Source organism: Streptomyces sp. NPDC079141 (assembly GCF_040686775.1).
In the GTDB taxonomy this organism is placed as follows: Bacteria; Actinomycetota; Actinomycetes; order Streptomycetales; family Streptomycetaceae; genus Streptomyces.
The window spans coordinates 806,878-825,268 of sequence record NZ_JBFBLP010000002.1 but is presented as its reverse complement, the minus strand read 5'-3'; the positions used below and the strand labels follow the sequence as shown (position 1 = coordinate 825,268).

The 18,391-nt window shown below is 71.6% G+C and carries 23 protein-coding genes; 4 read left to right on the top strand and 19 right to left on the bottom strand.

What is annotated here, in order from left to right:
• Nucleotides 1-47 precede the first annotated feature (47 nt).
• Nucleotides 48-1,877, top strand: a complete 1,830-nt coding sequence (locus AB0Q90_RS08865; RefSeq protein WP_363165618.1) for an endonuclease/exonuclease/phosphatase — start codon at nt 48-50, stop codon at nt 1,875-1,877.
• 15 nt (nt 1,878-1,892) lie between these two features.
• Here AB0Q90_RS08865 and AB0Q90_RS08860 read toward each other — a convergent pair whose 3' ends face one another.
• The 7 genes from AB0Q90_RS08860 to AB0Q90_RS08830 form a co-directional block, all read right to left on the bottom strand.
• Nucleotides 1,893-2,627, bottom strand: coding sequence for an SRPBCC domain-containing protein (locus AB0Q90_RS08860; protein WP_363165617.1), 735 nt, complete (start codon nt 2,625-2,627; stop codon nt 1,893-1,895).
• A gap of 25 nt (nt 2,628-2,652) precedes the next feature.
• Nucleotides 2,653-3,282: a helix-turn-helix domain-containing protein gene (locus AB0Q90_RS08855; protein ID WP_363165616.1), complete on the bottom strand. Its 630-nt coding sequence runs from the start codon at nt 3,280-3,282 to the stop codon at nt 2,653-2,655.
• 77 nt (nt 3,283-3,359) lie between these two features.
• Nucleotides 3,360-4,040 (bottom strand): antibiotic biosynthesis monooxygenase, encoded by a 681-nt coding sequence (locus AB0Q90_RS08850; RefSeq protein WP_363165615.1) that lies wholly within the window; start codon nt 4,038-4,040, stop codon nt 3,360-3,362.
• 513 nt (nt 4,041-4,553) lie between these two features.
• Nucleotides 4,554-5,042, bottom strand: a complete 489-nt coding sequence (locus AB0Q90_RS08845; protein ID WP_363165614.1) for a DUF3618 domain-containing protein — start codon at nt 5,040-5,042, stop codon at nt 4,554-4,556.
• Nucleotides 5,039-5,434 carry a phage holin family protein gene (locus AB0Q90_RS08840; protein WP_363165613.1) on the bottom strand — a complete coding sequence of 132 codons (396 nt, stop codon included), beginning with the start codon at nt 5,432-5,434 and terminating at the stop codon, nt 5,039-5,041. The genes AB0Q90_RS08845 and AB0Q90_RS08840 overlap by 4 nt, the downstream gene beginning before the upstream one ends.
• 58 nt (nt 5,435-5,492) lie before the next feature.
• Nucleotides 5,493-6,173, bottom strand: coding sequence for a hypothetical protein (locus AB0Q90_RS08835; RefSeq protein WP_363165612.1), 681 nt, complete (start codon nt 6,171-6,173; stop codon nt 5,493-5,495).
• Nucleotides 6,170-6,316 carry a hypothetical protein gene (locus AB0Q90_RS08830; RefSeq protein WP_363165611.1) on the bottom strand — a complete coding sequence of 49 codons (147 nt, stop codon included), beginning with the start codon at nt 6,314-6,316 and terminating at the stop codon, nt 6,170-6,172. The genes AB0Q90_RS08835 and AB0Q90_RS08830 overlap by 4 nt, the downstream gene beginning before the upstream one ends.
• Before the next feature lie 163 nt (nt 6,317-6,479).
• Here AB0Q90_RS08830 and dapA point away from each other — a divergent pair, with 163 nt between their 5' ends.
• On the top strand, nt 6,480-7,391 hold the full coding sequence (gene dapA / locus AB0Q90_RS08825; protein WP_363165610.1) for a 4-hydroxy-tetrahydrodipicolinate synthase: 912 nt from the start codon (nt 6,480-6,482) through the stop codon (nt 7,389-7,391).
• Here dapA and AB0Q90_RS08820 read toward each other — a convergent pair whose 3' ends face one another.
• Nucleotides 7,392-8,633: a WD40 repeat domain-containing protein gene (locus AB0Q90_RS08820; protein ID WP_363165609.1), complete on the bottom strand. Its 1,242-nt coding sequence runs from the start codon at nt 8,631-8,633 to the stop codon at nt 7,392-7,394.
• Nucleotides 8,630-9,193, bottom strand: coding sequence for a SigE family RNA polymerase sigma factor (locus tag AB0Q90_RS08815; protein ID WP_363165653.1), 564 nt, complete (start codon nt 9,191-9,193; stop codon nt 8,630-8,632). Before AB0Q90_RS08815 ends, AB0Q90_RS08820 begins: the two co-directional genes overlap by 4 nt.
• Before the next feature lie 135 nt (nt 9,194-9,328).
• Between AB0Q90_RS08815 and AB0Q90_RS08810 the strand changes: the two genes are divergently transcribed.
• On the top strand, nt 9,329-9,835 hold the full coding sequence (locus AB0Q90_RS08810; protein ID WP_363165608.1) for a hypothetical protein: 507 nt from the start codon (nt 9,329-9,331) through the stop codon (nt 9,833-9,835).
• A gap of 114 nt (nt 9,836-9,949) precedes the next feature.
• Here AB0Q90_RS08810 and dapD read toward each other — a convergent pair whose 3' ends face one another.
• The 6 genes from dapD to AB0Q90_RS08780 all read right to left on the bottom strand — a co-directional run bounded on the left by dapD (nt 9,950) and on the right by AB0Q90_RS08780 (nt 14,512).
• The gene (gene dapD, locus AB0Q90_RS08805; protein ID WP_363165607.1) at nt 9,950-10,939 is read right to left on the bottom strand and encodes a 2,3,4,5-tetrahydropyridine-2,6-dicarboxylate N-succinyltransferase; all 990 of its coding nucleotides are present in this window, start codon (nt 10,937-10,939) and stop codon (nt 9,950-9,952) included.
• Nucleotides 10,940-11,021: 82 nt separating this feature from the next.
• Complete coding sequence (locus AB0Q90_RS08800) at nt 11,022-11,927, bottom strand: CU044_5270 family protein (RefSeq protein ID WP_365732821.1); 906 nt, start codon at nt 11,925-11,927, stop codon at nt 11,022-11,024.
• A 2-nt stretch (nt 11,928-11,929) separates the two neighbouring features.
• Complete coding sequence (locus AB0Q90_RS08795) at nt 11,930-12,520, bottom strand: sigma-70 family RNA polymerase sigma factor (RefSeq protein WP_363158310.1); 591 nt, start codon at nt 12,518-12,520, stop codon at nt 11,930-11,932.
• A gap of 67 nt (nt 12,521-12,587) precedes the next feature.
• The gene (locus AB0Q90_RS08790; protein ID WP_363158309.1) at nt 12,588-13,133 is read right to left on the bottom strand and encodes a TetR family transcriptional regulator; all 546 of its coding nucleotides are present in this window, start codon (nt 13,131-13,133) and stop codon (nt 12,588-12,590) included.
• Complete coding sequence (locus AB0Q90_RS08785) at nt 13,133-13,453, bottom strand: multidrug efflux SMR transporter (RefSeq protein ID WP_363158308.1); 321 nt, start codon at nt 13,451-13,453, stop codon at nt 13,133-13,135. Before AB0Q90_RS08785 ends, AB0Q90_RS08790 begins: the two co-directional genes overlap by 1 nt.
• 69 nt (nt 13,454-13,522) lie before the next feature.
• The gene (locus AB0Q90_RS08780; protein ID WP_363158307.1) at nt 13,523-14,512 is read right to left on the bottom strand and encodes a sulfotransferase; all 990 of its coding nucleotides are present in this window, start codon (nt 14,510-14,512) and stop codon (nt 13,523-13,525) included.
• A 184-nt stretch (nt 14,513-14,696) separates the two neighbouring features.
• Here AB0Q90_RS08780 and AB0Q90_RS08775 point away from each other — a divergent pair, with 184 nt between their 5' ends.
• Nucleotides 14,697-15,485 (top strand): AbfB domain-containing protein, encoded by a 789-nt coding sequence (locus tag AB0Q90_RS08775; RefSeq protein ID WP_363158306.1) that lies wholly within the window; start codon nt 14,697-14,699, stop codon nt 15,483-15,485.
• Between the two features lie 72 nt (nt 15,486-15,557).
• Here the strand turns inward: AB0Q90_RS08775 and AB0Q90_RS08770 are convergent, their stop codons facing one another.
• Genes AB0Q90_RS08770 through sufC form a run of 4 tightly spaced genes read right to left on the bottom strand, consistent with a single transcriptional unit; the run spans nt 15,558 to nt 18,390 of the window.
• Nucleotides 15,558-15,890 carry a metal-sulfur cluster assembly factor gene (locus AB0Q90_RS08770; protein WP_363158305.1) on the bottom strand — a complete coding sequence of 111 codons (333 nt, stop codon included), beginning with the start codon at nt 15,888-15,890 and terminating at the stop codon, nt 15,558-15,560.
• The gene (sufU, locus tag AB0Q90_RS08765) at nt 15,887-16,354 is read right to left on the bottom strand and encodes a Fe-S cluster assembly sulfur transfer protein SufU (RefSeq protein WP_363158304.1); all 468 of its coding nucleotides are present in this window, start codon (nt 16,352-16,354) and stop codon (nt 15,887-15,889) included. Before sufU ends, AB0Q90_RS08770 begins: the two co-directional genes overlap by 4 nt.
• Nucleotides 16,355-16,372: 18 nt before the next feature.
• A complete protein-coding gene (locus AB0Q90_RS08760; protein ID WP_363158303.1) occupies nt 16,373-17,629 on the bottom strand; it encodes a cysteine desulfurase in 1,257 nt (418 codons plus the stop codon).
• Nucleotides 17,626-18,390 carry a Fe-S cluster assembly ATPase SufC gene (gene sufC, locus AB0Q90_RS08755; protein ID WP_363158302.1) on the bottom strand — a complete coding sequence of 255 codons (765 nt, stop codon included), beginning with the start codon at nt 18,388-18,390 and terminating at the stop codon, nt 17,626-17,628. The genes AB0Q90_RS08760 and sufC overlap by 4 nt, the downstream gene beginning before the upstream one ends.
• Nucleotide 18,391: the final 1 nt, after the last annotated feature.

Sequence of the window (18,391 nt, the reverse complement as noted above, 5' to 3'; positions counted from 1 at the left end):
GCTCCACCCTCGTCCCGGCGCCCACGCACGTCCCCGGAGGGATCCCGTTGCCGAGCAAGTCGTCCGCGCGCCTCGCCGCGCTCACCGTCGCCGCTGTCTGTTCCGCGGCGTCCACCGTCGTCCTCACGTCGCCCGCGCACGCCGACTCCGTGCGCATCCACGACATCCAGGGCAGCACCCGCATCTCCCCGTACGCCGGCAAGCAGGTCACGGACGTGACCGGCATCGTCACCGGCATACGCACCTACGGCTCGTCCCGCGGCTTCTGGATCCAGGACCCGGACGCGGACGCCGACGCCGCCACCAGTGAGGGCATCTTCGTCTTCACCAGCTCCACGCCCAAGGGTGTGGCCGTCGGCGACGCGGTAAGCGTCTCCGGCACGGTGTCGGAGTACGTCCCGGGCGGCACCTCCTCGGGCAACCAGTCGATCACCGAGATCACCAAGCCGGTGATCACCGTCGTCTCCAGCGGCAACGCCGTCCCGGCCGCCGCGGTCGTCGACGCCGACTCGGTGCCGGCCGCGTACACCCCGGCCGGGGACGCCGCCGCGAACGGGTCGGTCAACGGCCTGACGCTGAAGCCCTCGACGTACGCCCTGGACTACTACGAGTCCCTGGAGGGCATGAACGTCCAGGTCTCCGACACCCGGGTGGTCACCGCGACCGACGCCTACGCCGAGCTGTGGGTCACGGTAAAGCCGTGGGAGAACCGCAACCGCCGCGGTGGCACGGTGTACGGCTCCTACGAGTCGCAGAACACCGGCCGCCTGCAGATCCAGTCCCTCGGCGCGGCCTCCGCCTTCCCCGACGCGAACGTCGGCGACACCCTCGCCGGCACCACCGCCGGCCCGCTGGACTACACCCAGTTCGGCGGCTACACGCTCGTCGCGAGCACGCTCGGCACGCTGGAGAGCGGCGGCCTGGAGCGGGAGACGACCCGCAAGCAGAAGAACGGCGAGCTCGCGGTCGCGACGTACAACGTCGAGAACCTCGACCCGTCCGACGCCACGTTCGAGGAGCACGCCTCCGCGATCGTGAACAACCTGCAGTCGCCCGACATCGTGTCCCTGGAGGAGATCCAGGACAACACCGGCGCGACCAACGACGGCACGGTCGCCGCCGATGTGACGATGCAGAAGCTGGTCGACGCGATCGTCGCGGCGGGCGGCCCGACGTACGACTGGCGCTCGATCGACCCCGCCAACAACCTCGACGGCGGCCAGCCGGGCGGCAACATCCGCCAGGTGTTCCTGTTCAACCCGGAGCGGGTCTCCTTCACGGACCGCGCGGGCGGCGACGCGACCACCGCCGTGGGCGTCACCAGGACGGACGGCAAGGCGGCCCTGACGGTCTCCCCCGGCCGCATCGACCCGGCGAACGCGGCCTGGGACAACAGCCGCAAGCCGCTGGTGGGCGAGTTCGTCTTCCGCGACCGCACGGTCTTCGTGATCGCCAACCACTTCGCCTCCAAGGGCGGCGACCAGGCGCTGCACGCGCAGTACCAGCCGCCGGCCCGCAGCTCGGAGACCCAGCGCCACCTCCAGGCGACCGCGGTGAACGCCTTCGTCAAGGACATCCTGGCGACCCAGAAGAACGCGGACGTCGTCACGCTCGGCGACATCAACGACTTCGAGTTCTCCGGCACCACCAAGCTGCTGGAGAGCGACGGCGTGCTGTGGTCGGCGATCAAGTCGCTGCCGAGGAGCGAGCGTTACAGCTACGACTACCAGGGCAACAGCCAGGTCCTGGACCAGATCCTGATCTCCCCGTCGATCCGCCGCGCCTGCGACTTCGAGTACGACAGCGTGCACATCAACGCGGAGTTCCACGACCAGATCAGCGACCACGACCCGCAGGTGCTGCGGTTCAAGCCGTAACCGGTCGCCGCTTGGTCAGGGCCGGCTGAACACGCCGTTCAGCCAGCCCTGCCACTCGTTCTCGCACTCCTTGATGTCGGTGCCCGGCGTGAAGTCGTGCAGGGAGATGCCGACCGGGTAGCCCCAGTGGTTGCGCCCGAAGATCCGGGTCAGGCCCCGGTCGGTGCGCAGCCCGATGAAGTACGGGTTGCGGAAGTCGACCACGGCGTCGAAGGTGTCGGGCCCGTGGACCGTCAGCCGCGTCCCGGCCGCCACATCCTCCCCGACGCCCAGCGCCCGCCCCACGACGGCGAGGGCGTCGGCCGTCTTCGAGGCCTCGGGCCCGTCGAACGTGGCGAACGCGGCCGGCCGGGGCGCGAAGTGGGTGAGATACTCGCGCAGGGTGTGCAGATAGAACTCGGTGTGCTTCGCGGCGCCGTCGTACTGGTTGTCCCAGTCGTCGACGAAGATGCCGCTGTGCACGTAGCGCACCCAGGCCCGCTTGCCGCCCTCGCGCGGCTCGACGGTGTAGTCGAGCTGGTTGACGGTCTGCTCGGAGATGCCCTCGACGTCCTCGACGCGGTTGGTGTAGCGGTGCGGCGGGTCCCACACGGTGACCGTCGAGCCGAACGGCCCCTTGCCGCCCTCGCGCGGCTCCGGCGGCTCCATCGGCCACAGCCAGCCGCCGGTTCCGGAGGTGAAGGCCTCCCACACCTCCTGCGGCGTGGCGTCGACCTCGAACTCGCGGGCGATCTCGAATTCCTTGGACATGACGGGCTCCTGAGGACTGTTGGGGCTAACTCTCGGTGATCTCGGGGGACTTGACCGTCGTCTCGGGCGACGACGACTTGACCGTGGGATGGACGGCGACGACGATCCGGTGATCGCGGCCGCCCTCGGTGTCGGGCGCGTCGTACTTGCGGATCAGCGCGCTCACGCCGGCCGTCAACTCCTCCACGAACGCGGCCCGGTCGGCCGCCGACGCGAAGCGCACCTCGCCGTCCAGGGCGAACGTCGCCAGCCGCTTGCGGGCCTTGGCCGCGCCGGTGATCAGCGAACCGACGTCCCGCACCAGCCGGGCACCCAGCGCCAGCAGCCAGCGCGCGGACAGCTGGTCCCGGAAGCGGTCCGGGTCGGGCTGTACGGCGGCCAGGGCGAGCGGCGAGATGACGTACGACGCGGCGGTCGCGCGCATCAGCCGCTCGGTGACATTGCCCTTGCGGCGCTCACCGGCCAGCTCGACCAGGCCGTGCCGCTCCAGCGCCTTGAGGTGGTAGTTCACCTTCTGCCGGGGCAGCCCGACCCTGCCGGCCAGCATGGCGGCCGACGCGGGGCCGGCCGTCAGCTCGGCGAGCAGCCGCGCCCTTATGGGGTCCAGGGAGACGGCTGCGGCCTCGGCGTCCTCGATCACGGTCACGTCCAACATGGATCCACCGTCTCACCGAAAACTTTTTTTGTCCAGGAGACTCAGATTGTCGGAGAGTCGATCACGGCAGCACCGCCCTACGGCACGAGCCCGACGGCGTGCGTGTACCGGGCGGCACTGAACCCCTTGATCCCGGGATACGTCCGCACCCGCTCCCACTCCGGCGACTGCGACGCCGCGATGGCCTCGTCGTAGGCCCGGTCGCTCTCCCACTCGGCGTAGTTGAGGACATGCCCGCCGTCGGTACTGAGGTGGAAGTGCGCGGAGACGAAACCGCGATCACCCTCCGAGTCCGACAGAGCGGCGAGAACGGTGTCGACCCAGTCCCCCCGCCTCTCGGCGGCATCCGGCTCGAAGTCGATCCGGACGGCGACAATCAGCCCCGGCACCCGGGCGTCCCCTTCGGCACGCTCCTTGCTGCGGTACCGGCGGTACCGGTTGAGCTCGACCCGCTCGATGCCGGGCACGGCAGTGTCGATCTCGTCGTTGCGCTCCTGGCGGTGGGTCTTGAAGAACGCCTCGTAGCCCTGCTCGGTCCGCCACTGGGAGTGGTGCATCAAGGTGGTGCCGTCGTGGCCGGTGTAGAGGTGGTAGGCGAGCAGATCGGCGGTGGGCCAGGGACGGCCGTCCCAGGTACGGGCAACAGCCTCAACGGCCCGCACCTGCCGCTCGGGCGTCCCCACTCGCCAGGTACTGAAGAAAGGGGCGCCGGCCTCGGGGCGGGTGAGGTCGGGGTGAACGTGGGTACGGCGGGTCATGCCGGCCTCCGGTACGTAGGTGATCTCTGCATCACCTACCCTCGGACCTCAAGCATGGTTGAGGTCAAGTGGGGGCTGGAGGGCGGGAGTTCGGCTGGCGCGCGGTCAAGTGGGGGGCGGGAGGTCGAGGTCGGCCCGGGCCGGGCCGACCTCGCCCCCCGGACACAGACCGGCGCGGGACCGACCGCCGCCCGCCCCGCGCGGACCCTCCTACCTCAGTGCCGCCCGCTGCGCTGCCGCCCCGGCAACCACCACAGGCCGTGGATGCCGCAGCCCCGCCTGAACGACGCAACGGACAGGGCGCGACGCCGTCCTCCACCGTGCGCCCGACCCGCGTCGCCCGGCCCTGAACGATGTGACCAGCCTCGGACACCTTGCCCGGCACGGTATGGCCCACCCGGTCCCCCAGACCGGCCGGCGCACGGTCAAGCAGACGCCGGACGGCCAAGGCCCGCCCCGGACACAGACCGGCGCGGGACCGACCGCCGCCCGCCCCGCGCCGAGCCTCCCGCCTCAGTGCCGCCCGTTGTGCCGCCGCCGCGCGACCTCCACCGCGACGACCGCGCCCACCGCCGCCCCGGCGACCAGCACGGGCCGCGGATGCCGCAGCCCCGCCTGAACGACGCCACGGACGGGGCGCGGCATGCCGTCCTCCACCGTGTGCCCGGCCCGTGTCGCCCGGCCCTGGACCGTGTGACCGGCCTCGGACACCTTGTCCTGCACGGAGTGCCCGACCTCGGACACCTTGCCCTGCACCGTATGCCTGGCCTCGGCCGCCGTATGCCTGGCCTCGGCCGCCGTGCTGCGCAGCTGGACGGTCATTGCGCCCGCGCGGTCCCTCAGGTCGGCCGCTCGTGCTCGGGCCCTGCCCTTCACGTCTGCCTTGCCTGCCGGCTCCTCGACGGTGTCGCCGAGTTGTTCCCGGGTTTGCTGGATCTGTTGGCGCAGTTCCTCGGGGCCTTTGGCGCCTCGACCCGCGCCATCCGCAGCCTTGTCCGTCATCGGTGTGCCCTTTCCCTGATCTGCTCGGCGCCGGCCCTGACGCTGTCGAGGGTCTCCTCGGGCGTGGCGGGGGCGGCGCGCTTGAGCTGGGCGCGGCCGGTCGCGCCCACCGCCGTCACGATGAGGGCCGCGGCCCCGACCGGCAGCGCCGGTGAGAGGGCGGCGACGGGCGTGCCGGACAGGGCGAGCAGGCCGGCGTAGGCGACGGCGCCCGCCGCGCCCACGAGTCCGCCGCCGCGGCCCGCGCGCCGGCCCTTGTCGGCCGGCTCCTCCTTGGCCAGGGCCACTTCCTGCCACACCAGCAGGGAGAGCTGTTCGGTCGCCTGTCCGACGAGTTCACCCACGGAGTGGTGGTCGTCGCGGGCCGGCCTCGGGGCCGTGGTCCCGGTCACGGTGCCCCTCCTCCCGTCTTCCCGGTTCGGAACACCCGGGTACCCGGCCCCGCGCGGCCTATCCCTTCGCCTCGCCGCCCGGCCCGCGCTCGCCGAGCCGGGCCAACTGGGTCTGGAACCAGTCGAGGCGGGCCTGCAACAGGGCGGCCTCGGCGGTGAGTTCGGGCACCCCGAGCTCGGCCGGGAGGACGGCACCGGGCGCCGCGGTGCCGGCGACCACCCGCAGCCCGTCCCCGGCCAGCCGGGCGAACCCGGCGAGCGAGACGGACGTACGGCCGTGCAGACAGCCCGCGCAGGAGGGGGCCAGACCTCGCCAGCCCGGTCTGCCCCAGCCGGCGTCGGCCAGTGCCACGGCGGCGGCGCCGCAGGAGCAGGGGCCCACGGTGGCGGCGCGCACCCGCTGGCGGGCGTAGCGGAAGCCCAGTTCGAAGCGGAGGTAGCGGCCGAGCACGGTGACCTCCAGCAGCACGGCCGAGCGGTGCTCGGCCGTGCACAGCAGCGCCTCGGCGGCGTCGCGGTCGTGCACGCAGTGGAAGCCGCAGTCGCAGCGCCGGTGCGGTGCCCGGTGCCGCAGGCCGTAGACGCAGGAGGCGTCGGCCAGCACGCCGTAGGGCAGCGCGCCGCCCAGCGACACACCGGTGAACCCGGCCCGGGTGCCGTCGTGGGACAGCACCGGGTGGGCGATCTTGTATCCGGTCGGCGGCTCCGTCGGGCGTTCCTCCGGAAGCCGCAGCCTCATCGGCCGACCGGTGCCTCTTCGGGAACCTTCAGTTCCTTGACCTCCTCGATCTCCTCCATGACTTCAGGGAGTTCGAGCTCCTGCTCACGGTTCTCCGGCCGCTCTTCCGCGACTCCGGTGGCGAGTGCCTTGCCGAGCCTCATGACGCCTCCCAGGACCAGGGGTCGTTGACCGTCCCGGCCATAGTGACCCATGACGCCCGCCTTTGGACATAGGGCCTGGGCAGCCCACATCGCAGGGATGCTTAGCGGTACCCCTTACAAAATTTAAGTGGAGCTTCACAGTTGCCCCGCCGACACTACTCCCATGACGACCATGCGGACCCCGCACTCCCCCGCCCGCCCCTTCGGCCGCGCCCTGTGCGCCATGATCACCCCCTTCACCGAGGAGGGCACCCTCGATCTCGACGGGGCGCAGCGGCTCGCCGAACGGCTGGTGTCCGAGGGGTGCGACGGTCTGGTGCTGTCCGGGACCACGGGCGAGTCGCCGACCACGACGGACGAGGAGAAGTCGCGGCTCGTGCGGGCGGTCCGGGAGGCGGTGGGCGACCGGGCGTCGCTCGTGGCCGGGGTGGGCACCTCCGACACCCGGCACACCGTCGAGCTGGCGCTGGCGGCCGAAAAGGCGGGCGCGGACGGCCTGTTGGTGGTGGCGCCGTACTACAGCAGGCCGCCGCAGGACGCCGTCGAGGCGCACTTCCGGGAGATCGCCGACGCCTCGGGGCTGCCGCTCGCGCTGTACGACATCCCGGGCCGCACCGGCGTCCGTATCGAGCCGGACACGATGCTGCGGCTCGCGGAGCACCCCCGGATCGTGGCGGTGAAGGACTGCTCCTACGACTTCCTCGCCGCCCAGAAGGTCATCTCCCGCACGGAGTTGGCGTACTACGCGGGCTGCGAGGAGCACAATCTCGCGCTGTACGCGGTGGGCGGGGCCGGGTACATCAGCACGGTCGCCAATGTCGTCCCGTCCCGGCTGCGGGCCGTCCTCGACGCGTTCGACGCGGGCGACACCCCCGTGGCCACCCGCCTCCAGCAACGCGCCATGCCGCTCATCGAGTTGATGATGGCCTCGGGTCTGCCCGGCACGGTCACCGCCAAGGCCCTGCTGAACGAACTGGGCCTGCCCGCGGGCCCGGTCCGCTCGCCGCTGCGGCCCGCCGGCCGCGAGGCGGTCGACGGGCTGCTGGCGGCGTACCGGAGTCTGATGGCGGACTGATCACCGCCGGACGAAGATCGGCTCCCAGTTCCACTGCGTGTCGGGCCGCTGCTCGCGCGGTCCGCTCAGCCACTTCACCTTGTCGCTGCCGAGCGTGACCAGCGCGAGCCGGGGCCGGTACTCCTCCGAACCCGCCTCCCGCTCCCAGGCGATGAGCCGCCGGTTGTCCACCCAGGCGATCTGGACGCCCCCGCGCACCCGGGTGATCTCCTTCCCGGTACGGGGATCACGGATCGAGGAGTACCCCTTGTCGGGCACCTCCTTGGTCAGGCCCAGCGCGGCGAGCGAGCCGTCCGGGGACAGCCGCGCGGGAACGTCCGACCGCAGGTACCGCTCGTTCTCGGGCGCGGCGACCTCGTTGCCCGCGAGATCGTAGAACTGCTGCATCCCGTCCCGGCTGCCGACGATCCGCGCGTACACCAGCGTGCCGTCGCGGCTGAAGGCGAGGTCCGAACGGGGATTGAAACCCTGGCTGTCCGGAAGGGCGGTCCACGCGTCCCCGCTCCCCCCGGCCGGGTCGATCAGGAGGAATCCGGTCCGGCTCGACGGTTCGATGGGGGCGACCCATGTCACGTCGCCCTCGACGCGCTCGTCGACCTGACCGTCGTCGCCGAGGCCGGCCCGCTCGGTCAGCAGATCGGGGTTCTCGTCGTACGTCGTGGCGAGGAGCTGTGTTCCGTCGTACGAGTAGGCGAGCCCGCCGACCCCGTGCGTGACCGGGATCCACCGCGCGACCTCCCCCGTCGCGAGGTCGAGCAGCCCGATCCGCTGCGCGGGCAGGCTCCGTTCCAGCACGGCGGCGGTCCGCATCCCGGGGGCGACGGCGACGTACGACCACCGGGTGTCCTTCTTGTACTTCCCGGTCGCCGGATCGAGCAGCCAGTAGGTGCGGACGTTGACGCCGTGGTCACCCCTGTCCTGCGTGTCCAGCGTGTAGTACGCGGCCAGCGCCACGTCCCCCACCGCGATCAGGTCCCGCGGCGGCGACTGGTCCGGGTGCGCGCTGGTCCAGCCGCCGTCGAGGAGATCGGCGGGGCGGACGTCGTCCTTGCCGGAGTCCAGCTGCGGCACTCCCACCGCCACGGCGACGGCGACCACGGTGGCCGCGGCGGCGGAGGCGATACGGCGCCCGCGCCGACGCCGCCGCACCGCCAGCACCCGGTCGGCGAACCCCGCCCCCGCCGACGGCTGTTCCTCGGCCTGTTCGCGCAGCGCATCGCGTACGAGTTCCTCGACGTTCACGGACGCACCTCCACGGGCGAGAAGTCACGGGACGGCGGCAGATCGGCGGCGGCCGCCGCCGGGGCGAGGGCCGCCAGCTCGGGCGCGAGGGTGCGCAGGCGGGCGAGGGAGCGATGGGTGGTGGACCGCACGGTGCCGACGGAACAGCCGAGGATCCGCGCCACGTCGGCCTCGGGCAGGTCCTCGAAGTAGCGCAGGACGAGTACGATCCGCTGCCGTGCCGTGAGCCGGGCGAGGGCGCCCCGCATCAGCAGCCGCAGCTCGGCGGCGCCCGCGTCGTCCGCGCCGCGGCCGCTGTCCGGCGGCTCGGCCACGCTCAGCTCGCGCCGCCGCCACTTCAGCCGCCACCGGCTGATCTGCTGGCGGTAGAGGATCTGGCGTACGTACGCCTCGGGCTCGTCGATCCGATGCCAGCGCCCGGCCGCCTTGATCAGCGCGTTCTGGAGCAGGTCCTCGGCGGCATGCCGGTCCCCGCCGCTGAGCAGCACCGCGGTCTTCAGCAGCGCGGACGACCGGTTCTCCACGAACTCCCGGAAACTGCCCTGCGCCTCGGCATCCATCGTCACCTTCACTCCCCGGACGAGCCCCTGCCCGCCCCCTTCATCCCACCTGACGCGCGCACCGGCCTCCCGCTATGCCTGCCCGCGCGAGGAAATTCCGGGCTCCGCCCACGGCCGGTCCCGTACGGTGACCCCGTGGCCCGCCCCCTGCTGTTCCTCGACGTCGACGGCCCCCTCAACCCGTGGGCCGCCCAGCCGGAACGGCGTCCCGAGGGCTACACGACGATCAGGGTCGCCCTGCACCCCGGCCGCCCGCTCCGCGTCTGGCTGAACCCCTCCCACGGCCCGGCCCTCCTCGCCCTCGGCTACGACCTGTGCTGGGCCACCACATGGATGGACGCCGCCAACCGCTGGATCGCCCCCGTCATCGGCCTCCCCGAACTGCCCTACGTCGACTTCGGCACCGGCCTCTTCGCCGAGCGCCCGGACGGCGTCCACTGGAAGACGGAGGCGATCGTGACGTACGCCGAGGGCCGCCCCTTCGCCTGGGTCGACGACGAGCAGAGCCCGGCGGACGAGATGTACGTGGCCGCACACCACGAGGGGCCGGCATTGCTGCACCACGTGAACCCACGGATCGGCCTGCGGGAGCCGGACTTCAGGGCGCTGGAGGAGTTCGCGGCGACGGTGCCCCGGACATGAAGGAGCGCCCTCCCGCTGACTGCGGGAGGGCGCTCGCGCCCCTTTAGGGGCGCGGGGAACTGCGCGACAAGCCCCCACCGGACCCGCAGTCTGAAACCGCGGCTTCCAGCGGAGCTAGTTGTGGCTGTGCAGAATCTCGTTCAGCCCACCCCACACAGCATTGTTCGGCCGCGCCTCCACCGTGCCGGTGACCGAGTTGCGGCGGAACAGGATGTTGGACGCGCCGGACAGCTCACGCGCCTTCACGATCTGCCCGTCGGGCATGGTCACCCGCGTACCGGCGGTGACGTACAGACCGGCCTCGACCACGCACTCGTCGCCGAGCGCGATGCCCACGCCCGCCTCGGCGCCGATCAGGCAGCGCTCGCCGATGGCGATGATCACGTTGCCGCCACCGGACAGCGTGCCCATCGTGGACGCGCCGCCACCGATGTCCGAGCCGTCCCCGATCACGACACCCGCGGAGATACGGCCCTCGACCATCGAGGTCCCGAGCGTGCCGGCGTTGAAGTTGACGAAGCCCTCGTGCATCACGGTGGTGCCCTCGGCGAGGTGCGCGCCGAGGCGGACCCGGTCGGCGTCGGCGATACGGACGCCCTTGGGGGCGACGTAGTCCGTCATGCGCGGGAACTTGTCGATCGAGGTCACCTGAAGGTGCAGGCCCTCGGCGCGGGCGTTCAGCCGCACCTTCTCGACGTCGTCGACGGCGACGGGGCCGAGCGAGGTCCAGGCGACGTTGGCGAGGAAGCCGAACATGCCGTCCAGGCTCTGGCCGTGCGGCCTGACCAGGCGGTGGGAGAGCAGGTGCAGACGCAGGTACACGTCGTGGGCGTCGATCGGCTTCTCGTCGAGCGAGGAGATGACCGTGCGGACCGCGACCACCTCGACGCCCCGGCGCGCGTCCGGGCCGATCGCCTTCACGGCGCCCTCGCCGAGCAGCTCCACGGCACGCTCGGCGGACAGCCGCTCCGTGCCGGACGGGCCGGGCTCGGCGGAGAGCTCGGGCGCGGGGAACCAGGTGTCGAGGACGGTGCCGTCGGCGGCGATCGTGGCGAGGCCGGCGGCAACGGCGCCGGTGGTGCGAGGTGCAGTCGTGTCGGTCATGAGGGCAACCTAACTTGGCGGGGGCCGCCGGGGCGAACCGGTGCGCCCGGCATCTCACGTGCCGGGCGCACCGAGCGCGAGGTCAGGGGCGCTCGCCCCGCTTGTCCACGACCGCCGTCGCGAGGTAGGCGCTGCTGATGACGACGTCACCCTTCTTCCAGTCCGTGTCGTCCTTGAGGCCCACCGCGCGGTACCCGCTGGCGAGGTAGGTGGCCGGGTCGAGGAGTGTCTCGTCGCTCAGCGGGCCGTCGGTGTTGCGGTAGAGGGCGATCGCGTCCCGCCCGGCCGCGTCCTGGACGTTCGCGGCCCGCACCCCGGGAATCGTGGCCAGCGCCCGGTAGACCTTGGCGAGGCCCTCGGGCTCGTAGACGTGCGCCCGGCTGATGAGCACGGTGAGGGCCCGGTACTCGTGCTCCGTACGGGTCTCGGAGGGGTCGGTGGCGTAGTAGAAGGCGCGTGCCTTCGCCCGGACCTTCTGTGGGTCGTCCGGCAGGCTCTTCAGGAACTCGGCCTGCTCCCTGGGCGAGTGGTCGTCGCCTTCCTTGCCGTCCTCGAATGCGGGGTCCGCGTACTTCGTCCAGCTCTCACGCGTCTGCGGACCGGGCCGTTCGTCGTCGGTCCCGTTCGTCTCGACGGTCTTCGTGTAGATCCACTGGCCGTCGTGCGCGGTGACCCCGCTACCGGCTTCGATGGCGTCCGCGGCATCGTTGAGCAGGTCCTTCGCGCTGCCCAGCTCGACGGTGTAGCCCGGCCTGCTGCCGGGCTGCGTCTCGCTGCCGCCGCCCACCACCTGTGTGCCGACCACCGCGGCCACGGTGATCGCGGCGGCCGCGCCGACGGCCGCGAGCCGCCAGTCGGCGCGCAGCCTGCGCGCCCGGCCGCCCCGCCCCGCCTCCGCCAGCAGCCGCTCCCGCCCGGCGACCAGGTCGGCCCGCCGCGCCCGGGGCGCCTCGGCCCGCAGCTCGCGGACCGCTGTCATCTCGTCCATCGTCAGACCACCTCCGTGGCGTCGAGCGTGAATGCGGGATCGGCGCCGAGTGCCGTACGGACCTTGCGGCGGGCGCGGTTGAGCCGGGAGCGGACGGTGCCGACGGGGATGCCGAGCGCCTCGGCGACCTCCTGGTAGGTCAGGTCTGCCCAGGCGACGAGCAGCAGGACGTGCCGGTCGCCGGCGGAAAGACCGGCCAGTGCTCCGGCGAGCGGGGCGTTCGCGGACTGTGCGGCGAGGCGGTCGTCGGCCCGCTCGGACCAGGACTCGGCGACCGGGTCGTGGCCGGTGCGGGCCAGCGCGCGCAGGGCCCGTACCTCGGTGCGGCGCTGCTTGCCGATGAGGTTGCCCGCGATGCCGTAGAGCCACGGGCGGGCGTTGGGCCGGTCGGTGTCGTAGCGGGCCCGGGTGCGGAAGGCGATGAGGAACGTCTCCGCGGTGATGTCGTCGGCGGCGCCCGTGCCGAGGCGGCGGGCCGCGTAGCGGTGGATGTCGGGGGCGTAGTGGTCGTAGAGCCGGGCGAAGAGCTCCGGCTCCTCCAGGGACTGGAGGACGACCTCGGCGTCCTCGCGCGGTGGTGGCGGTCCGGTCACGGGCCCTCCGTGGCATGGGGTCTGGCTGAGCATGTCACCCGCTGTTCCCCGATGGGAGGTGGTGGGTTCACGCCCCCTTGCCGATGACCCGCGCCAGCACCTCGCGCGCGTAACTCTCCTCGTACGGCGTCCCGGTGAGCAGCACCTGGAGGCAGATGCCGTCCATCAGCGCGACCAGCGCCCGCGCGGTGAGCGGGTCGGTGTGCCGGGCGAGCAGGTCGGCGAGGTCGCGGGCCCATTCGGCGGCGACGGGGCGCAGGGCGGGGCGACGCAGGGCGGCCAGGTACAGCTCGTACTCCAGCTCGACGCCCGTGCGGTCGCCCGCCAGCCACTCCCCCATCCATCCGGCGAGTTCGTGCGCGAGGTCGGCGCAGGGGTCCTGGAGGCCGCCGCGCGAGGCGATGACCTTGGCGAAGCCCTCGTTCGCCTGGCGCAGGGCGGCGACCATCAGCTCGTCGAGAGTGCTGAAGTGGTACGTCGTCGAGCCGAGCGGGACGTCGGCCTCCGCCGCGACCGAGCGATGGCTCAGCCCCGCCAGGCCCTTCTCGCCGACGACCCGGATCGCCGCGTCGATGATCCGCTGCCGCCGCTCGGGGTCGTAGCGCCGGGGCATCAGTGGGCACCGCCCAGGTTCAGTACGACGACTCCGCCGACGATGAGCAGGATCCCGGCGACCTTGGTGAGGGTCAGCGCCTCCCCGAACAGCGCGAGTCCGAGGGCGGCGATGGTCGCGGTGCCGACGCCGGCCCAGATCGCGTAGGCCGTGCCGATGCCCACGGTCTTCAGGGTCTGGGCGAGCAGCGTGAAGGAGACGACGTAACCGAGCGCCGTCAGCAGCGAGGGCCACAGCCTGCTGAAGCCGTCGCTGTACTTCATGGCGGTGGTGGCGGCCACCTCGGCGGCGATGGCGCCGGCGAGCGTCAGATATCCCATGTGTACGAGCGTACACAACGAATGCGTACGGGTGTACACAACGGCGCCCCGGCGGTCATTCCCCGGACGTCACCCCGCGCCCGGCCGGTCGGCCACCGGCCCCGGTTCGCGCAGCCGCGCCAGCCGGTCGAGCGTGCGCCGTTTGGCATGGGCCGCGCGCCGCAGCGCCGACACCCGCCGGTAGCGCAGCAGTTCGGCGGGGTCGGGGCGTACGGCGCCGCTGAGCTCGTAGCCGCCCCGGACCAGCCGTTCGCCCAACACGGCGTCGCACAGCCTGATCTGATCGGGCGTCAGCCGCTGCTGCCAGCTGCCCGCCCGCGAGACGTCCAGGGCGCCGTGGGTGCGCCGGTGCCAGGTCTTGCGGGCGGGTACGGCCGTATGCGCCAGCCGCCGCGGCTCGGTCGTCCGCGGGTCGTACTCCTCGCCCAAGTAGGCGCACAGAGCGCGAAGTTGAGGCTCCGGGTCGGCGACCAGGTCCTCGAACCGCAGCTCGTGCCAGCTGTCCGGGCCCAGCCGGCGCCCGTACCGGCGGGTCACGTCCATGACCTGGGCCCAGGTGGCGACGGCCTCGTGGAAGCCGCGGTGCCACCAGGGCATGTCCAGCAGCGAGGCGACGCAGTCGCGCCCGTCGCGGACCAGGTGCACGAACTGCGCGTCCGGGAAGAGCCGCAGGATCTCCTCGACATGCAGGGCGTAGGCGGGCCGCTTGTCGCCCCAGCGCGCCTTCCCGTGCCGTTCCGCGTACGCCCTCAGCGCGATGCCGAGCGCGGAGCCGAGCGTCGGCGGCCCGCTCGCGATCCGCTCCGCCACGGCATCGGCGTCCAGCCCCAGTTCATGGAACCGCGTCTCCTTCCGGCCGGTGATCCAGCGGGCGAGACCGGCCCGGTTGGCTGTGTCCCGCAGGTCGCCGAAGCGCAGCCGTTCCTCGTAAGCGGGCAGTACGAAGCGGGTCTCCGGCGGCAGCGCGATCCGTGGATGCGCGTGCAGCATGAGCTGGAGCAGGGTGGTCCCGGACCGAGGACAGCCGAGGACGAACACAGGACGCGCGCTGATAACCACGCCGCCACGCTGCCGCGGCCCGATGAGACGGGGCTGGGACGGCTCTGAGAAAGCGATGTGAAGCGGAAAACGGCTGTGGCGCGCCCCCGCGTCCACTAGTGTTTCGCCACTGAAAACTTCGCTGTTCAATTACCGGACCGTCCGGGCGCAGCCGTCCCCCTGCGTGCCCCTGGAGGAACCGCGCATGTTCAAGAAGAAGCCCCAGCCCCCTCAGGACCGCCCCTGGGAGAGCGGCTGGGCACCGGACGCCTCACGGACCCCGGGCACCCGCCGCCTCTGGCTGGCCGGCGGCCTGGCCCTGGTCACCGTGGTCGCGTGCGTGACGGCGATAGCCGCGACCCAGCGGCCGTCCGACGAGCGCCCCTACCGGGCGGCACCGTCGGCCAGTGCCTCCCTGCCGGGCCTGATCTCCTTCGCCACCCCGTCCGCTTCCCGGCCGGACCGGAGCACCCCGCCGTCCGCCGCCCCGACCCCCACCCGCACCCACGCCAAGTCCCCGGCGCCGCAGCCCACTTCGGCCGCCCCGAAGCCGGATCCGAAGCCGGACGCGAAGCCCGATCCCCAGCCGGACCCGAAACCCACCGCCACCTGGCGCTCGGTCCGCTCGGTCAACTACCCCGACCGCTCCTGGCAGCTGAGCGACGACCGCGTCGTCCTCGGCACGACCCCCACGCGCTTCCAGCTGGTCGAAGGCCTCGCCGACGCCTCCTGCTACTCCTTCACCACCGCCGACGGCACCGTCCTGCGCCACCGCGACTTCGCCCTGCGCGCCGAACACGACGACGGCACCCGCCTGTTCGAGCAGGACGCCACCTTCTGCCCCCGCGCCTCGTCCCACTCCGGCGCGATCATGCTGGAGTCGGTCAACTACCCGGGCCGCTATCTGCGCCACCAGAACTTCCAGCTCCGCCTCGACCCGTACCAGCCGAGCGACCTCTACCGCGCGGACTCGGCGTTCCGGCTGGTGGCCTGAGACCGGTGGCCTGAACGCACGGAAGCGGCGACACCCCCAGAGGGGCATCGCCGCTTCCGCGAAAGACAGGTCTCAGACGTTGAACCCGAGCGCCCGAAGCTGCTCCCGACCGTCGTCGGTGATCTTGTCCGGGCCCCACGGCGGCATCCAGACCCAGTTGATGCGCAGCTCGCTGACGAGGCCGTCCGTGGCGGACTTGGCCTGATCCTCGATGACATCCGTCAGCGGGCAGGCCGCGGAGGTCAGGGTCATGTCGATCGTCGCGATGTTCGCGTCGTCGATGTGGATGCCGTAGATCAGGCCCAGGTTGACGACGTCGATGCCCAGCTCCGGGTCCACGACGTCGTAGAGCGCCTCGCGGATCTCCTCCTCCGAGGCCGGCTTCATCTCAACGGTCTCTGTCATGCCGTCTTCCTTTCGGCGTCGGCTCCGCCCAGGGCCTGGGCCGTCGCGTCCTTCCACGCCATCCAGCTCAGGAGAGCGCACTTCACCCGGGCCGGGTACTTGGAGACACCGGCGAACGCGACCGCGTCCTCCAGGATCTCCTCCATCGCGTCGTCGGGCTCGATCCTGCCCTTGGACTGCATCAGCTCCAGGAAGGTCTCCTGGATCCGCCGCGCGTCGGCCAGTTCCTTGCCGACCAGCAGGTCGTTCAGCACGGAGGCCGACGCCTGGCTGATCGAGCAGCCCTGGCCCTCGTACGAGACGTCCTTGATCGTCGTGCCGTCGTACTTCACCCGCAGCGTGATCTCGTCGCCGCACGTCGGGTTGACGTGGTGCACCTCGGCATCGCCATCCCTCAGACCACGCCCGTGCGGGTGCTTGTAGTGGTCCAGGATGACTTCCTGGTACATCGAATCCAGCTTCACGGTCTCAGCTCACGCCCTTCAGCCGAAGAAGTTCCGTACATGCTCCAGCCCCTCGACCAGTGCGTCGATCTCGGCCGGCGTGGAGTACAGATAGAAAGACGCTCGCGTGGTCGCAGGAATTCCGTACCGCAGGCAGACCGGGCGGGCGCAGTGGTGGCCGACCCGGACCGCGATGCCCTGCTCGTCCAGCACCTGGCCGACGTCGTGCGGGTGGATGTCACCGAGCGTGAAGGAGATCGCCGCACCCCGGTCCTCGGCCGTGGTGGGGCCGATGATCCTGAGGTCCGGGACCTCCGCCAGCCGCTTCACCGCGTACTCGGTGAGCGCGTGCTCGTGGGCGAGGATCCTGTCCATGCCGATCGAGTTCAGGTAGTCGATCGCCGCGCCCAGACCGACCGCCTGCGCGATCGGCGGGGTGCCCGCCTCGAACTTGTGCGGGGCGGGAGCGTAGGTCGACGAGTGCATCGACACCGTCTCGATCATCTCGCCGCCGCCGAGGAACGGAGGCAGGTCCTCCAGCAGCTCCTGGCGGCCCCACAGGACGCCGATGCCGGTCGGGGCGCACATCTTGTGGCCGGTGAAGGCCACGAAGTCGGCCTGGAGGGCCTGGACGTCTATCGGCATGTGCGGCGCGGCCTGCGAGGCGTCGATGCAGACCAGCGCACCGACCTCCTGGGCCCGGCGCACGATGGCGTCGACCGGGTTGATCGTGCCCAGGATGTTGGAGACCAACACGAAAGACACGATCTTCGTCTTCTCGGTGATGATCTCGTCGATGTTGGACAGGTCGAGGCGGCCGTCGTCGGTGAGCCCGAACCACTTCAGCTTTGCGCCCGTGCGCTGCGCGAGCAGCTGCCACGGCACGATGTTGGAGTGGTGCTCCATCTCCGTGATGACGATCTCGGTCTCGGAGTCCACGCGGTAGGGCTCATCGGCCCAGCCCAGCATGTTCGCCACGAGGTTCAGCGACTCGGAGGCGTTCTTGGTGAAGATCACCTCGTCGCGGCTGGGCGCGTTGATGAACTCCGCGACCTTGTCGCGCGCGCCCTCGTACAGCGCCGTGGCCTCCTCGGCGAGCACATGCACACCGCGGTGGACGTTGGCGTTGTAGCGCTCGTAGTACTCACTGAGGGCGTCCAGCACCTGCCGCGGCTTCTGCGAGGTCGCCGCGTTGTCCAGGTACACGATTTTCCGGCCGTCGTGGACCTGACGGTCCAGGATGGGGAAGTCCTTGCGGATCGCCTCGGTGTCGAGGAGGCCCGGCAGCTGTGTCACGCGGATGCGCCACCCTTCGTGTAAGCCTCGTAGCCCTCGGCCTCCAGCTTGTCGGCGAGCTCGGGGCCACCCGACTCGACGATCCGGCCGGCGGCGAAGACGTGCACGTGGTCCGGCTTGATGTAGCGCAGGATGCGCGTGTAGTGCGTGATCAGCAGGGTGCCGACCTCGCCGGTCTCGCGGACGCGGTTGACGCCCTCGGAGACGATGCGCAGGGCGTCGACGTCGAGGCCGGAGTCGGTCTCGTCGAGGATCGCGATGCTCGGCTTGAGCAGCTCCAGCTGAAGGATCTCGTGGCGCTTCTTCTCACCGCCGGAGAAGCCCTCGTTGACGTTGCGCTCGGCGAAGGCGGGGTCCATGTTGAGGCGCTCCATGGCCTCCTTGACCTCCTTCACCCAGGTGCGCAGCTTGGGGGCCTCGCCGCGGACGGCGGTGGCGGAGGTACGGAGGAAGTTGGAGACCGAGACGCCGGGGACCTCGACCGGGTACTGCATCGCCAGGAACAGGCCGGCCCGGGCGCGCTCGTCGACGGACATCTCCAGGACGTCCTCGCCGTCGAGGGTGACGGTGCCGCCGGTGATCGTGTACTTCGGGTGACCCGCGAGGGAGTAGGCGAGGGTCGACTTGCCGGAGCCGTTGGGGCCCATGATGGCGTGCGTCTCGCCCTGCTTCACGGTGAGGTCGACGCCCTTGAGGATCTCCTTCTCGGCGTTGTCGGCCTCGACGGTGACGTGCAGGTCTCGGATTTCAAGCGTAGCCATG